Below are 14,651 nucleotides of genomic sequence, written 5' to 3'. Positions count from 1 at the left end.
CACTAGTGATAAACCGCACCAGAGTTATAGCCACTACATTGCTCTTGTTAGCAGCTTGTACCCCATGTACTAAAAAGGTAGACTGCCCGGCCTATAGTGGTCACTTTCTATACGCATGGTTTCCTTATTGGGAGGAGGGCACTAGTAGATATTTCAACAGCACTACTGGCACTGATACTTTGACAATAGATGATGTAGTAGAAAGCACACCCTACCAGTATAACGAGGGCACTGTAAAAGGCTGGGGTGGCGATGGAGAGTTTACCTGTGATGCATATGGTATCATCCAGTCGAGAGAAAATGCACAACACCCTCAATGGCTTAACCTACGGATAACACACCATGCTAGTTTTCAGAAATGGCAAAAACAACCCCAACTAGAAATAAACCTAAACGACTACAACGTAGTACTAACACTAGACAACGACCAACCAACGGGCATACTAAATGATAGTATGAACCTATACAAACTTCAATATACTACTAGCACAATAGACATCAACGGCAAGAGTTATACAGAAGCTATAGTACTCACTACAGAAAATAAAGAAACTGCTTTACAAGAAAAGATAGACAAACTGTATATTGCTAAGGAACATGGGCTAATAGGCTACCGCACCTACCCCGACCATAAAGAATACTGGCTACAATAAAACAACAACATTGGACTACCCGTATAGCATACACATAGCTGGTCAAAACATTTTGCTACATGGCATCTTTGAGTTTCTTGGGGTGTTCATTGCCTTTCGTTACTACTTATACCTCAGCCGCAGAAAAGATGATGGTATCAACCGTACTAACCGTATATGGATTATCATAGCTGCTACATTTGGGGCAGTATTGGGTGCACGCGTAGTGGGTAGCCTTGAGCTGGTTTACGAGTTGCGCATCACTGCCAACAAGCTGGCGTACTTCTGGGGGAATAAAACCATACTCGGTGGACTGCTTGGTGGTATGCTTGCGGTAGAGGGTATGAAAAAACTGATAGGAGAAAAGCACAGCAGTGGCGACCTCATCACTTTCCCGCTGATACTGGGTATGATAATAGGACGTATAGGCTGCTATAGTGCAGGCATGTTTGAAGAGACCTATGGCATACCCACCACACTACCTTGGGGTATGAACTTGGGAGACGGACTTGCACGTCATCCTGTAACATTATATGAGATAGCATTTCTCATAAGCATGTGGGTGCTCCTCGTACAGTTTGAGAAAAGATACGTACTCACAGAAGGTAGTCGTTTCAAAATATTCCTGATGGCATATTGCCTATTCCGTTTCTTATTAGATTTTATAAAACCCGGATGGCGTTATGCATTTGGGTTGGGTACGATACAGATTGCTGCTTTAACAGGACTTTTGTATTACATCCGCTATATTGTAAAACCATCATTACTCATCAGTCACAAACGATAACACTATGCCCGTAAGAAAGTATACCTACTATGATTATACCATCAGCCTATGCCCTACTTGTTTGAAAAGAATAGAGGCAAAAATTGTATTTGAAGAGGGCAAGGTATACATGCTGAAGACCTGTGCAGACCACGGCTTTCATAAAGTACTTATAGCTACCGATGTAGAGTATTACAAGAGCATTCGCAACTACAACAAACCATCGGAGACACCACTAAAGTTTAGCAATAAAGTACACTACGGCTGCCCGTACGATTGTGGCTTGTGTACCGACCACGAACAACATAGTTGCCTCACGTTGATAGAAGTGACCGACCGTTGCAACCTTGCTTGCCCTACCTGCTATGCTATGTCATCGCCACACTATGGTAGGCACAGAACATTAGAGGAGATAGAAAAAATGCTAGACATCATAGTAGAGAGTGAAGGCGAGCCTGACGTAGTACAGATAAGTGGTGGAGAACCTACGATACATCCACAATTCTTTGAGATACTAGACATCGCCAAGAAGAAACCCATAAAGCACCTGATGGTAAATACTAACGGTGTACGCATAGCAAACGACCCAGGCTTCGCTGAGAAGCTGGCTACTTATATGCCCGATTTCGAGCTGTACCTACAGTGGGACTCCTTTCGACCAGAAGTATTGGAGACATTAAGAGGAAAAGACCTGACTGATGTGCGCTACAAAGCGATAGAAAAACTGAACGAACTGAACCTATCTACTACCCTTGTGATGACTTTACAAAAAGGGCTGAATGATGATGAGATAGGTAAGAGTATAGAGTATGCTTTGCAACAGCGTTGTGTACGTGGTGTAACCTTCCAACCCGTGCAGATAGCAGGACGTTTTGAGCATGATCCCGAAAAGAATAGACTAACCCTTACGGATGTACGCGAGGGGATATTGAACCAAACAGACATCTTCAAACCAAACGATATACTACCCGTGCCCTGCAACCCCGATGCACTGGCTATGGGTTATGCACTGAAACTGAATGGACAGGTGTTTCCGCTAACCAGATATGTAGACCCCGATATGCTGCTAGATAGCTCTAAGAACACCATAGTATACGAGCAGGATGATAAACTACACGAGCAGATATTCAAAGTATTCAGCACGGCGGTATCTGTAGATGCAGTGACGGAGGATATGAACCAGCTCCTCTGCTGCCTGCCACAGATAAAAGCACCAGGACTTACCTACGACAATCTGTTCCGTATCATCATCATGAGGTTTATAGATGCTTATGATTTTGATGTGCGTGCCATAAAAAAATCTTGCGTGCATATAGTGAGCAAGAGTGGACAGATCATACCTTTTGAAACAATGAACCTTTTTTATAGAGATGAAAAAGAGGCCTATCTGAACCAATTAAAAGAAGGCTTTGAACCAATAAGAAAGTAAGCAATGGCATTCTTCGGTTTTTTGATGTTGCTGTTGAGTTTGTTTTTTATACTAGCTGGGATATTTCAACTAATAGCCGCTACAAAAGATAAAACCCTAATGAAAGGTGCAGCACATGCCTTACTTATAGGCGGAGTACTTTTACTATTGGGTGGCACATTATGCACTCAAGCACCTTATTAGCCGTTGCCTTTTTCGTATCTTCATATCACTATGAACAATTCCCTGTTTGCCATCGGTGTTGTGTTGTTAGTTATTGCTATTCTCATGATAATCGTAGGTGTTACCTTGCTACTCATCTCTATCAAGGTTAAAAACCTGCGGAAACCATCTGCTACCATTCTACTGATAGCAGGTATCAGCTTATTAGTAAGCTTTGGGCTTTGCTCTAGTGGCGGCCTTGGTTTATAAAAAACGAACTATGTTAGAAATTGGCATTATAACCTTAATCATCGCAGCTTTAGCTTTTTTCTTAAGCATAGTCATGCTCATAGCTGGCATATGGATAAAACGTGCTACCAAAATAGGGCTATATGTTATGGCAGGTTGTGGTCTATGCTTATTAGCCAGTTTCGCCTTTTGCTCCAGTGCTATGTACTAACACAAACTGCATTCATGTATAAACATCAGTTATGCTTCTATAAGAACCCTTATAGCTGAATATTGTAATTTCATGTTATGATGAGTAGACGCAAATTCATAAAAGGCTCGGCCATTATAGGGGCTAGTGTTGCTATGCCCTCTGTGTTGTTAGGACAATCAGGAATGTTCTCTTCGCGAACGAACAGGAAGATATATCGTGTGCTAAATGCCGACCGTGTGAATGTGGGAACTCTACCTGTTATGCGCGCCTTTGCAGGCAACCATCTGGATCATGTGTCTCCTTTTGTACTTTTCGACGAGTTTGGACCTATAGATGTAACTCCGGGACAAGATGCATTACGAGTAGATGCACACCCACATGCTGGGGTGATACCTACCACCTATTTTCTTTCAGGCAGTGGGCATCATAAGGATAGCTTGGACTATGATTTTCAAATAGGCACTGGAGAGTTTATGATGTTCAGCTCAGGGCGTGGAGCTATACACATGGAAGAGTCAGGACAAAAGCTGAAGGACGATGGCGGCAACTTACATGGGTTTCAGATATGGCTCAATATGCCTGCTCAGCATAAATATGATGACCCATCGACAATTGTGTACCGCGATCAACACATGCCCACACTAGTAGAGAAAGACTATACCGCCAAAGTAGTATTGGGCGAAATGAATGGTGCTAAATCTACCATAGAAACTTTCACACCCACATTCTACTACTATATCAAACTTAATCCGCAAGGACGTATCGACATACCAGTAGACCCAACACATAATGCCTTCGTCTACCATGTGAGTGGACAAGTAGAGATTGAAGACCAACACGAACTGAAACTACACCAAATAGCCTTATATCAGCGTGGAGGAAACAATATCAATATCTATAGTGAAACAGGAGCTGAAGTATTTGTTATGGGTGGGCAACCCCTGAACGAACCCGTGTTTGCCTACGGACCATTTGTGATGAATAACGAAGAGCAGATACACCGCGCCTATGCCGACTATAGCTCTGGTAAGATGGGCGACCCCAATGAAGTAAACCGCTAGTCTCGCATTACTTTTCGGTAGTCGGCAGAAAGTCTGCAAGGTCGCAGCCCTGTAGGTGTATGGGTTAGCCTACTTTATCCACAACACTCCCGAAAACTGGAATGGCTCACCATTGGCAGTGTATTGTACTTCGTATTTGCCAGTAGCAAAGTCTAGCGTGCCTGCTCCTACTACGTTGTAGTGTTCTCCGTGGTTGCTTATCACGCTTTGCTCTGGTAGGGTTATCTTTTGGGTAATGCAGTCTATTGTTATAGTTACCAGCTGGTCCATATCTGTAGTGGTGTACACATTAGCCCATGGTGCATTGGGGTATACTATTCCTTCTTCTAGCTTCAGGGCTTTGAGATATAGTGCATCACCTTTTTGGGCTATTCTATGGCTGCCAAGGTACAGCACTGTAGCCCCTTCTTCTTGGTGGGTATTGCTACTACTTTGCGGCAGAAAATTGAAGAACGTAGCGGCGCACTCTGTTGCCGTAAAGGGTACTATATGCACGTCAAAGGTTTTGACATCGATATTGTCTCCCGTGTAGCTATAAGCGGTTACTAGCTTCATACGGTGCTGGGCTATTGGTGCGTTTTTGGTAACTAGTAGTACCTCTCTATATAGTGGGTTGTTATCAGTTTGGCTAGTAGTATATATCTCATACTTCATATGCTGCCAAGGGTAGTCTTCTAGGTATACACTTATTGGTTTGGTGCCTTTGTCTTCTAGCACAGTTGGTATTACTAGGCTGTCGAAGGGTTTCATCGTTAGCACAGTATTTGCATTTGTGGTAGGGTTTTCTGTTGGCTTTTTGCAGCTGTATAGTAGCGTTGTGGCTAGTAGTAATATGGATAGGTAACGTGTCATAAGTACCTACAAGGTACTACTTTGTTACTAGTATTTCTCCTGCCTATTGTCATAGTAGGTGCATAAAAAAGCCACCCCAAATAGGAGTGGCTTTGTATATCGTACTCAATGAGTGTCGTATTATTTACCCATCTGTATCAAGAATTCTTCGTTATTTTCTGTACCACGCATTTGCTGACGAAGGAAATTCATCGCCTCATCTGTATGCATATCAGATATATGGTTACGCAAAATGATCATTTTATTCATCACCTCTTTTCCTAGTAACAGGTCGTCTCTACGGGTAGACGATGAGGTAATGTCTATAGCTGGGAAGATACGCTTGTTGGCAAGTCTGCGGTCAAGCATCAACTCCATGTTACCGGTACCCTTAAATTCTTCAAAGATTACCTCATCCATCTTGCTACCAGTTTCTATAAGAGCTGTAGCTAGTATAGTTAACGAGCCACCATTCTCTATCTTACGTGCAGCACCAAAGAATTGTTTTGGCTTCTGCATTGCATTGGCTTCCACACCACCACTTAGCACCTTACCACTTGACGGAGCTACTGTATTGTGTGCACGTGCCAAACGTGTGATCGAGTCTAATAGAATCACTACATCATGTCCTACTTCTACAAGGCGCTTTGCTTTTTGTAATGCTATGGTCGATACTTTTACGTGTTTCTCTGCAGGCTCATCAAAGGTTGAAGCGATAACCTCAGCGTTTACACTACGTTGCATATCGGTTACCTCTTCCGGTCTTTCATCTACCAGTACTATCATCAGGTAACACTCAGGGTGGTTGGCCGCTATGGCATTGGCCACCTCTTTTAGTAGCATGGTTTTACCTGTCTTAGGTTGTGCCACTATCAGTCCACGCTGCCCTTTACCTATTGGGGTAAAGAGATCCATAACACGGGTACCAAGATTGTTTTTATTAGTAAACAGATTCAGTTTCTCAAAAGGGAAAAGTGGTGTCAGGTAATCGAAAGGTACACGATCACGTATCTCATCCGGTAGTTTACCATTTATGGTCTCCACCTTTAGCAAGGCAAAATATTTCTCTCCCTCTTTCGGCGGGCGTATGCTACCCTTTACAGTATCACCAGTCTTAAGCCCAAATAGTTTTATTTGCGATGGTGATACATAGATATCATCTGGAGAACTCAAGTAGTTATAGTCACTACTACGTAGGAAACCATAACCATCTGGCATCATTTCTAATACCCCTTCACTACTCACCACCCCGTCAAACTCAGCGCTGAATCCTGATTGCTCACGCTCTCTGCGTCCACCATTGTTACGACCATTATTTTGGTTTCTTTGGTTTCTGCCTCTGTTGTTATCTCTATTGTCTCTGCCCTCTTCTCTATTGGGCTCTTTTGTAATTTCTTCTTTAGCTATAATATCTACTCCCTCTTCCTCTCCTTCGGCAGGCGGCATTATTATTCCTGAATCCTCCTCATCGTCTTCCTCTTCATCATTATCTGTAGCTACAGGTTTTGGGGTAGGCTTTGGTGTTGGTCTTTCTTCTGCTGTAGGTGCTTCTTCCTTCGGTGTTGCTTTGCGCGTACGGCGAGTTTTAGGCTTTTCGTCTTTAGCTTCCTCACCTGCTGCGTCCTCACTTTTCTCTTTAGCAGTATCTTCCTTTGGTGCTGTTTTAGCACTGGTTTTGCGGGTTCGTTTTGCTTTAGGCTTTTCGTCTTTAGCAGTAGGCTTTTCTGATTCGTTAAGTGCTTGTTGGTCCAGGATCTTATAAATAAGCTCTTGCTTGTCCAACTTCTTAACGTTTTTGATTTTCATTGTATTGGCTACGTCTACCAATTCCGGAACGAGCATGTCGTTCAGTTGTAAAATATCGTAAGGCATGTAAATGTCTTTTTCAAACAGGTGTTATAACGTTATCTCTTATACATCAATCCTTTATCACAGACACTCTTCTTGTTTTAGTTTGAATCAGTAAAAAAAGAATTGGGATTGTTTTTATTCAGTAAACTGAAAAATGAGAGGATGTGGATACCTCTTCTATTGCAAGGATACAAATGTTTTTGATAATAAACTAAAGTTTTTTCTATTCGTTAACTTTCTGTGCCTTGTAGGCCTCTGCCATTCTGCCAATAGTGTCTTCTATAGCAGTATACTGAAAATCAGGTATATACTGCGGCAACTTGGTGTTATTATAGTAGGTTTTACGCTGTGCTGTAGCAGCGGTTTCTTTAGTAATAGTATGTTGTTTCCCCGTAATAAATGCCTGTATTGCCTTCCACCTCCATACCAATTCTGTCATCCACCTACTGGCATGTATATGCGGCGGACGTACTCCTAGTTGTCTCGCCATTAGGGTGAATATCCTTTTATACGGGAAATTGCCTGCACTTAGTATAAAGCGTTCGTCCTGCACATCGCCTTCCATAAGTAAGTACATGGCTTTGACAACATCTTTCACATCTACAAAAGAGTTGACCCCATCAGTATAAAAAGGAAACTCTTGAGCCACCACTTTCAATAAGTTGGCAGACCCTACCTCCCAGTTGCCCTCACCCAATATCACACCAGGACACACGATATTGGCATGTAACCCTTCACCTACACCACGCCATACTTCTAGCTCTGCACGATGTTTACTATAGGCGTAGGTAGAGTTGTATTTACTCTCTTCCCACTGTTCTTCTTCGGTTATTTCTTTAGCTTCGGCATTTCTACCTAGTGCAGCTACAGAGCTGACATATACAATACGGCTGATGCCACGCTCTATACACTCGTTTACTATATGCTTAGTAGCTTCTATGTTGAAGTGTACCATGCGCTCTTTATCCTTAGGGGCAAAAGACACTATGGCAGCACAGTGATATACCTTACTAACACCCTCCATCACACGCTCCACGTCAAATATATCTAGCAGATCAGCCTGTTGCCAGTCTACACCTTTGAGTTCGCGGAGCTCATCGCTTGGTAAAGTGCTATTATATAATGCCCTTACCGAATGCCCTTGAGCAGATAGATGGCGCACCAAATGGCTACCTAAAAAACCACTTGCTCCTGTAATGAGTGTGATATGTGCATCGTCTACCAAAATCTATAAAGACTGAAATTGCTTGAGGAATCTTACGTCGTTCTGTGAATATAGTCGCAAATCATTCACCTGAAACTTGATCTGTGTGATACGCTCTACACCCATACCAAAGGCAAAACCTGTATATACCTCAGGGTCTATACCAAAGTTGCGTAGCATGTTGGGGTGTACCATACCACAACCTAGTATCTCTACCCAGCCAGTGTGCTTACACAAGCTGCAACCATCGCCACCACATACAGTACAAGAGATATCCATCTCTGCACTTGGCTCTGTGAATGGGAAATAAGATGGACGGAAACGAACTTTGGTTTTTTCACCAAAAAGCTCTGTTACGAAGTAGTAAAGTGTTTGCTTCAAGTCGGCAAACGATACATTTTTATCTACATACAGACCTTCTACCTGATGGAAGAAGCAGTGTGCACGAGCTGATATGGTTTCGTTTCTATATACACGCCCTGGGCATATTACACGTACGGGCAGTTCTTTCTCTTCTAATATTCTTGCCTGTACGCTTGAGGTATGGGTACGTAGCACCCAGTCTGGGTTTTGCTGCACATAGAATGTATCCTGCATATCACGTGCAGTATGGTCGGCAGGCATATTCAACGAGGTGAAGTTATGCCAGTCATCCTCTACTTCAGGCCCTGTAGCTACGCTAAAACCTATCTTTTCGAGTATGGATACGATCTCATTTTCTACAATACGCAACGGATGGCGTGTACCTAAAGCTTGTGGTGTACCTGGTAGGGTAATATCTACATTAGCAGCTTTCTTTCCACCACCACCTTGCAGATATTTAAACTCTTCAAACTTGGCCTCAGCAGCTTTCTTGAAGGTGTTAAGCATTTGCCCTGCTTCTTTCTTCATTTCCTTAGGCACATTCTTCATTTCACTGAATATCTCCTTCACAATACCCTTGGTACCTAGAAACTTGATACGATATTGCTCTAGCTCATCCGCGCTGGCGAGCATTGTTTCTTCTATCTCTGCTTTTAGTGCATTTATCTTTTCCTGTAGCGATTGCATAGCCGCAAAGATAGAGAAATGATGGATAGGTGGTATTTCAGTGCACTATTTAATTTGTGACAATAAAAGGACAGTAAAAGTATAATGAGGGATTAATACTAGACGTTTTATTGGAAATACTGATACCTATAATGCGCTCTAGAATTGCCTATATCCTATCTGTTGTTGTATTGCTATATACGTCTTTTTTCTTCTATCCTAAATGGACGCATGAAGATGTAGAGCGTGTTATTGAATATGACGTAACATCATACTACTGGTACCTACCTGCCGCATTTATATATGACGATATAGAAGGCGACAAGCCTCTACCCCCTAATGCTGTTAATGACCATAAAAGAGCCAAAAGCCAACTGGTGCACGATGTAGAGAGCAATCATTATATACCAAACTACAGTATAGGCATGGCTGTAATGTACCTGCCATTTTTCACAATTGCGCATATTTTATCAGTCCCTTTGGGCTATGCTGCCAACGGATTTTCAACCCCATATCAGCTAGCATTGCAACTGGGCAGTGTATTTATGGCATTGCTTGGTATGTGGTACTATAGAAAGCTTTTGCTAAGGCTTTATTCGGACAAGGTAACAGCAGTAATGCTACTACTATTAGTCGTAGGCACTAATTATCTAAACTATACCGCTATAGATGGCGCGCAAACACACAATTGGTTATTTACACTATATGCACTGCTACTGCTGAATACAGATAATTTTTACAAAACGCCTAAACGCAAGTATTCTTATAGAATTGGTGTATTGCTAGGGTTGATGATATTGATTCGCCCTACAGAAATCATTGCAATACTCATACCTATACTATGGGGAGTAGAGTCTCCATCTATAAAAGCTGCTCGAGAAAGATTACACTTCTTTGCACGGCATAAGAAACACTTGATAATAACAACTGTAGTTATCTTGTTATTAGGCAGTATACAGCTTGCATACTGGCAGTATACCACTGGAAAACTTTTAGTATACACATATGAAGAAAAGGGGTTTTCTTGGTTGGCACAACATGTATATAATTACGTTTTCAGTGCACGCAGTGGGTGGCTGTCCTACACACCCATGTTAGCACTTTCTTTTGTAGGCATAATACCGTTCCTCAAGTTTGGGAAAAACAAAATAGCTGTATTGCTCATTTTCATACTTAGTTTTTATATCACCACTGCATGGGATATATGGTGGTATGGAGGCTCAGGAGGTAGGGCAATGATACAAGTATATCCTGTTATATTACTTCCTTTTGCCTCATTACTATCTTATGCTTTCGAGAAAGCTACTATGTGGGTATTACTTCCGTTCTTATTGCTTTTTTCTTACATAAATATTTGGTTTACCTATCAGGCTCATACCAAAGATGGGCTGTACGATGCGACAGGAGGAATGACCAGTATGTATTACTGGCATGTAATAGGAAGGTACAACGTGCCTAAACACACAAAAATATACAAGGATATTGATGAATACTTTGATGGAATACCCAAGAACCTGACCTTAATTCATACTAACGATTTTGAACAAGATACTTTGGAAAACAATACACACGTAATAGATGGGGAACGGTCTTTGTACATAGATAGCAATAGAAAATATGCTGCACAGACAGCTATTTCATATACAAATACAGGTGCAGATTGGGTAAGAGCACAGCTAATTGCTAAACCCATTTTTACAGAATGGGAAGCATGGAAAATGATACAGTTTACCATTAGGTTTTCTAAAAATGAAAACCAGATAATAAAAAGCAAAATGATTAGACTAAACAGATATACTGAAGCCCAAGAAATAAGTACTATACATTTTGATGTAAAAATTCCCAAAGATGAGTTTGACACCATAGAAGTACTGCTATGGAACCCCTGTAGTATAGTTCCTGTTATTGTAGATAATATCAAGGTTTATACTTTTGAAGTATAACCACATTTGGCTTTTCTCTACTATAGCAACAGCCATTGTTAAGATTTGTAAAAGCATGAGGTTGGCGTCAATGTTTTTCAGTAAATTGTAGTAGTTATGTAAAGCACAGGTTTTTATGAATAGAGCCATCCAAAAAATAGCCATATTGGGTAGTGGGGTAATGGGTAGCCGTATCGCAGCGCATTTTGCAGGTATTGGCGTGCAGGTATTATTGCTGGACATTATCCCTCGAGAGCTATCTGAAACAGACAAAGCCAAAGGACTAACTGAAGAGCACCCTATATGGCGCAATAGTATTGTGAATAATGCTATGGCGGCAATGTTAAAATCTAAACCAAGTGCCGTATATACTAAAGACATTACGAAAAATATCACTACAGGCAACCTAACCGACGACTTACACAAAATAAGCGACTATGATTGGGTGATGGAGGTTGTTGTAGAGCGGCTAGACATCAAGCAAAAAGTATTTGAACAGATAGAGCAATATCGTAAACCGGGTACGTTGGTCACTTCCAACACATCGGGCATACCGATACATATGATGAGTGAAGGACGTAGCGAAGATTTCCGCAAACACTTCTGCGGGACGCACTTCTTCAACCCTCCTCGTTATCTAAGACTACTTGAGATCATTCCTGCACCCGATACAGACCCTAAGATCATCGACTTCCTTATGGAGTATGGTGATAAGCATTTGGGTAAAACAACTGTATTGTGTAAAGACACGCCTGCATTCATAGCCAACCGTGTGGGTGTATTCGGTTTCATGGCGGTATTTCATGCCATGCAGCAGCTGGACATGACGGTAGACCAGATAGACAAACTTACAGGCCCTGTGATGGGTAGACCTAAGTCTGCCACCTTCCGTACCGGCGATGTGGTAGGTTTGGACACATTGGTACACGTAGCAAAAGAGCTACCTAAGAATGTACCTAACGACGAGGCTAAGGACATCTTTAAGATGCCACCATTTCTAGATAAAATGGTGGAGAACAATTGGCTGGGCGATAAAACGGGACAAGGTTTCTACAAGAAGGTGAGAGGAGAAGGCGGTAAGTCTGAGATATTGACGCTAGACCTAAAGACGATGGAGTATGCTCCTAAGCAGAAAGTATTGTTTCCTACGCTAGAAGCTACTAAGCCCATCGACGACCTGAACCAAAGACTTAAAGCACTATACGCAGGTAAGGATAAAGCGGGTGAATTCTACCGCATATTCCACCACATGATATTTGCCTATGCCGGCAATCGTATCCCTGAAATAGCCGACGAGCTATACAAGATAGACGATGCACTGAAAGCAGGTTTCGGTTGGGAGATAGGCGCGTTTGAAAGCTGGGATGTATTAGGTGTAGCCAAAGTATTGGAGCAGATGGATGCCGCAGGTATCAAAGCTGCCGATTGGGTACGTGAGATGTTGGCAAAAGGTTTCACCACATTCTACAAAACAGAGAACGGACAGAAGAAGTATTACGACATCCCGAGCCAATCGTACAAGGCAATACCAGGTACCGAGTCCTATATTATACTAGAGCATTACAATGATAAAGTAGTATGGCAGAATTCTGCCTGCACACTATATGATATTGGTGATGATGTGGTAGCCCTAAGCTGGAACACTAAAATGAACAGCATAGGCGGTGAGGTATTGGCAGGTGTACAAAAGGCTGTAGCAATAGCCGAAGAGCAATATAAAGGTTTGGTCATTGCCAATGGCGGTGACAAGTTTAGTGCAGGGGCTAATGTGGGATTGATATTCATGTTTGCCGCAGAGCAAGAGTATGATGAGTTGGATATGGCAGTACGTCAATTCCAAAACACAACCATGCGTTTACGGTACAGCAGCATACCGGTGGTAGTAGCGCCTCATGGCATGGCATTAGGTGGTGGTTGTGAAATGTGTTTGCATGCAGATGCGGTACAAGCAGCGGCAGAGACTTATATCGGTCTTGTAGAGCTGGGCGTAGGGTTAATACCAGGTGGTGGTGGTACTAAAGAACTAACCCTACGTGCTGCCGACAGAAATATAAAAGAAGATGTAGAGCTCAACTATTTGCAACAACTATTCATCAATATAGGTACTGCTAAAGTAGCCACTTCCGCACATGAAGCATTTGACATGTCTATATTCCGCAAGGGTACAGACAGCATCTCTATGAACATGGACAGACGCATTGCCGATGCTAAACGAAAAGTGTTACACCTTCATGAGCTAGGTTATACACAACCTACACCTCGTACCGACATAAAAGTGCAAGGGCGTAGTGGACTGGGAGCACTCATGGCAGGTATACATGGCATGTGGCGCGGACAGTACATTAGCGACTATGATAAACTAATAGCAGAAAAACTAGCTTATGTAATGTGTGGTGGTGACCTATCACAGCCTACAATGGTAAGTGAACAATATTTACTGGATCTGGAAAGAGAGGCTTTTCTTAGTTTATGCGGGCAACGTAAAACATTAGAACGATTACAAAGTATATTGCAGACAGGAAAGCCCTTGAGGAATTAAGATGCGTTGTAGCAAAGCCATACTCATAATTATACTACTGCTTAGTAATTACATTATAAAAGCACAAACAATTGCTGAAGCAGAGCAACAGATGGCATCTTATCTACACGCCATGAACTTTTGGCGCTATGTTGATAGTGATTCTATTGATTTAGACACGGTAGATCAATACGATTCTATTATTGCTTATAACGAAAAACTTGGTAGCTACTTAACGAGCTTAATAAATACTCAACCAGAAATACTAACTGCTAAACTAGCAGTGCTGCAAGATGCTGGAATGGATATTGTGACTGCTCCTGACAGCAAAGTACGCTTGTACTCTTGGGACACCCAAATGGGCGGGACCATGAGAGACTATGCAAATATCATACAATATGCAACTCAAAATGGCACGAAAGCTTTTGAGGAAACAGAAGGAGGTGTATCTTTTTACAGCATATATCACATAAAGGCCCAATCTAAAAAAAACTATTACTTAGCTATTTATAATGCTCGCTTATCTACTAAATTAATAGAGGAGGGAGTTAAGGCCTATATAATTGAAGATAATGAGTTGAAACCAGCTAATATCTTTCATACTCCTTCAAAAACATACAATACAATTAGCTACAGCTACGATTTATATACTGCAATGAACGATGACGAAGTAGAAGGAACTGATATAGCATTGAGTGATGACTATAATAAACTATATATACCAATAATCGAAGGAGAACATATGACGAATCGCAGATTGGTATACGTTTTTGATGGAGAAAAATTTGTATTTGACAAGCATGCTAAATAAGGCAAAATCATATA

General features: G+C 41.8%; 12 protein-coding genes. 8 read left to right on the top strand and 4 right to left on the bottom strand.

Annotated elements, in window-relative coordinates:
- Nucleotides 1-5: 5 nt before the first annotated feature.
- The 5 genes from R2800_13070 (at nucleotide 6) to R2800_13050 (ending at nucleotide 4,471) form a co-directional block, all read left to right on the top strand.
- A complete protein-coding gene (locus R2800_13070) occupies nucleotides 6-653 on the top strand; it encodes a hypothetical protein (GenBank protein MEZ5017983.1) in 648 nt (215 codons plus the stop codon).
- Between the two features lie 10 nt (nucleotides 654-663).
- Complete coding sequence (locus tag R2800_13065; protein ID MEZ5017982.1) at nucleotides 664-1,419, top strand: prolipoprotein diacylglyceryl transferase; 756 nt, start codon at nucleotides 664-666, stop codon at nucleotides 1,417-1,419.
- Between the two features lie 4 nt (nucleotides 1,420-1,423).
- Entirely contained in the window at nucleotides 1,424-2,827 is a 1,404-nt protein-coding gene (locus tag R2800_13060; protein ID MEZ5017981.1) for a radical SAM protein, read from the top strand.
- A 213-nt stretch (nucleotides 2,828-3,040) separates the two neighbouring features.
- Complete coding sequence (locus tag R2800_13055; protein MEZ5017980.1) at nucleotides 3,041-3,238, top strand: hypothetical protein; 198 nt, start codon at nucleotides 3,041-3,043, stop codon at nucleotides 3,236-3,238.
- A gap of 267 nt (nucleotides 3,239-3,505) precedes the next feature.
- Entirely contained in the window at nucleotides 3,506-4,471 is a 966-nt protein-coding gene (locus tag R2800_13050; protein MEZ5017979.1) for a pirin-like C-terminal cupin domain-containing protein, read from the top strand.
- Nucleotides 4,472-4,540: 69 nt separating this feature from the next.
- On the opposite strand, the gene R2800_13045 is transcribed toward R2800_13050, so the two are convergent.
- The 4 genes from R2800_13045 to pheS all read right to left on the bottom strand — a co-directional run bounded on the left by R2800_13045 (nucleotide 4,541) and on the right by pheS (nucleotide 9,407).
- Nucleotides 4,541-5,323, bottom strand: coding sequence for a hypothetical protein (locus R2800_13045; GenBank protein ID MEZ5017978.1), 783 nt, complete (start codon nucleotides 5,321-5,323; stop codon nucleotides 4,541-4,543).
- Nucleotides 5,324-5,443: 120 nt separating this feature from the next.
- Complete coding sequence (rho, locus tag R2800_13040; GenBank protein ID MEZ5017977.1) at nucleotides 5,444-7,174, bottom strand: transcription termination factor Rho; 1,731 nt, start codon at nucleotides 7,172-7,174, stop codon at nucleotides 5,444-5,446.
- 202 nt (nucleotides 7,175-7,376) lie between these two features.
- Nucleotides 7,377-8,378 carry an NAD-dependent epimerase/dehydratase family protein gene (locus R2800_13035; protein ID MEZ5017976.1) on the bottom strand — a complete coding sequence of 334 codons (1,002 nt, stop codon included), beginning with the start codon at nucleotides 8,376-8,378 and terminating at the stop codon, nucleotides 7,377-7,379.
- Between the two features lie 3 nt (nucleotides 8,379-8,381).
- A complete protein-coding gene (pheS, locus tag R2800_13030; protein MEZ5017975.1) occupies nucleotides 8,382-9,407 on the bottom strand; it encodes a phenylalanine--tRNA ligase subunit alpha in 1,026 nt (341 codons plus the stop codon).
- Between the two features lie 131 nt (nucleotides 9,408-9,538).
- Between pheS and R2800_13025 the strand changes: the two genes are divergently transcribed.
- The 3 genes from R2800_13025 (at nucleotide 9,539) to R2800_13015 (ending at nucleotide 14,637) form a co-directional block, all read left to right on the top strand.
- Nucleotides 9,539-11,329, top strand: a complete 1,791-nt coding sequence (locus tag R2800_13025; protein MEZ5017974.1) for a hypothetical protein — start codon at nucleotides 9,539-9,541, stop codon at nucleotides 11,327-11,329.
- A 115-nt stretch (nucleotides 11,330-11,444) separates the two neighbouring features.
- The gene (locus R2800_13020; protein ID MEZ5017973.1) at nucleotides 11,445-13,847 is read left to right on the top strand and encodes a 3-hydroxyacyl-CoA dehydrogenase/enoyl-CoA hydratase family protein; all 2,403 of its coding nucleotides are present in this window, start codon (nucleotides 11,445-11,447) and stop codon (nucleotides 13,845-13,847) included.
- 1 nt (nucleotide 13,848) lies between these two features.
- Nucleotides 13,849-14,637, top strand: a complete 789-nt coding sequence (locus R2800_13015) for a hypothetical protein (protein MEZ5017972.1) — start codon at nucleotides 13,849-13,851, stop codon at nucleotides 14,635-14,637.
- Nucleotides 14,638-14,651: the final 14 nt, after the last annotated feature.

This window comes from Flavipsychrobacter sp., from assembly GCA_041392855.1.
Lineage (GTDB): Bacteria > Bacteroidota > Bacteroidia > Chitinophagales > Chitinophagaceae > UBA5543.
The sequence above is the reverse complement of the archived record's forward strand: the minus strand, read 5'-3'. Positions and strand labels throughout refer to the sequence as shown.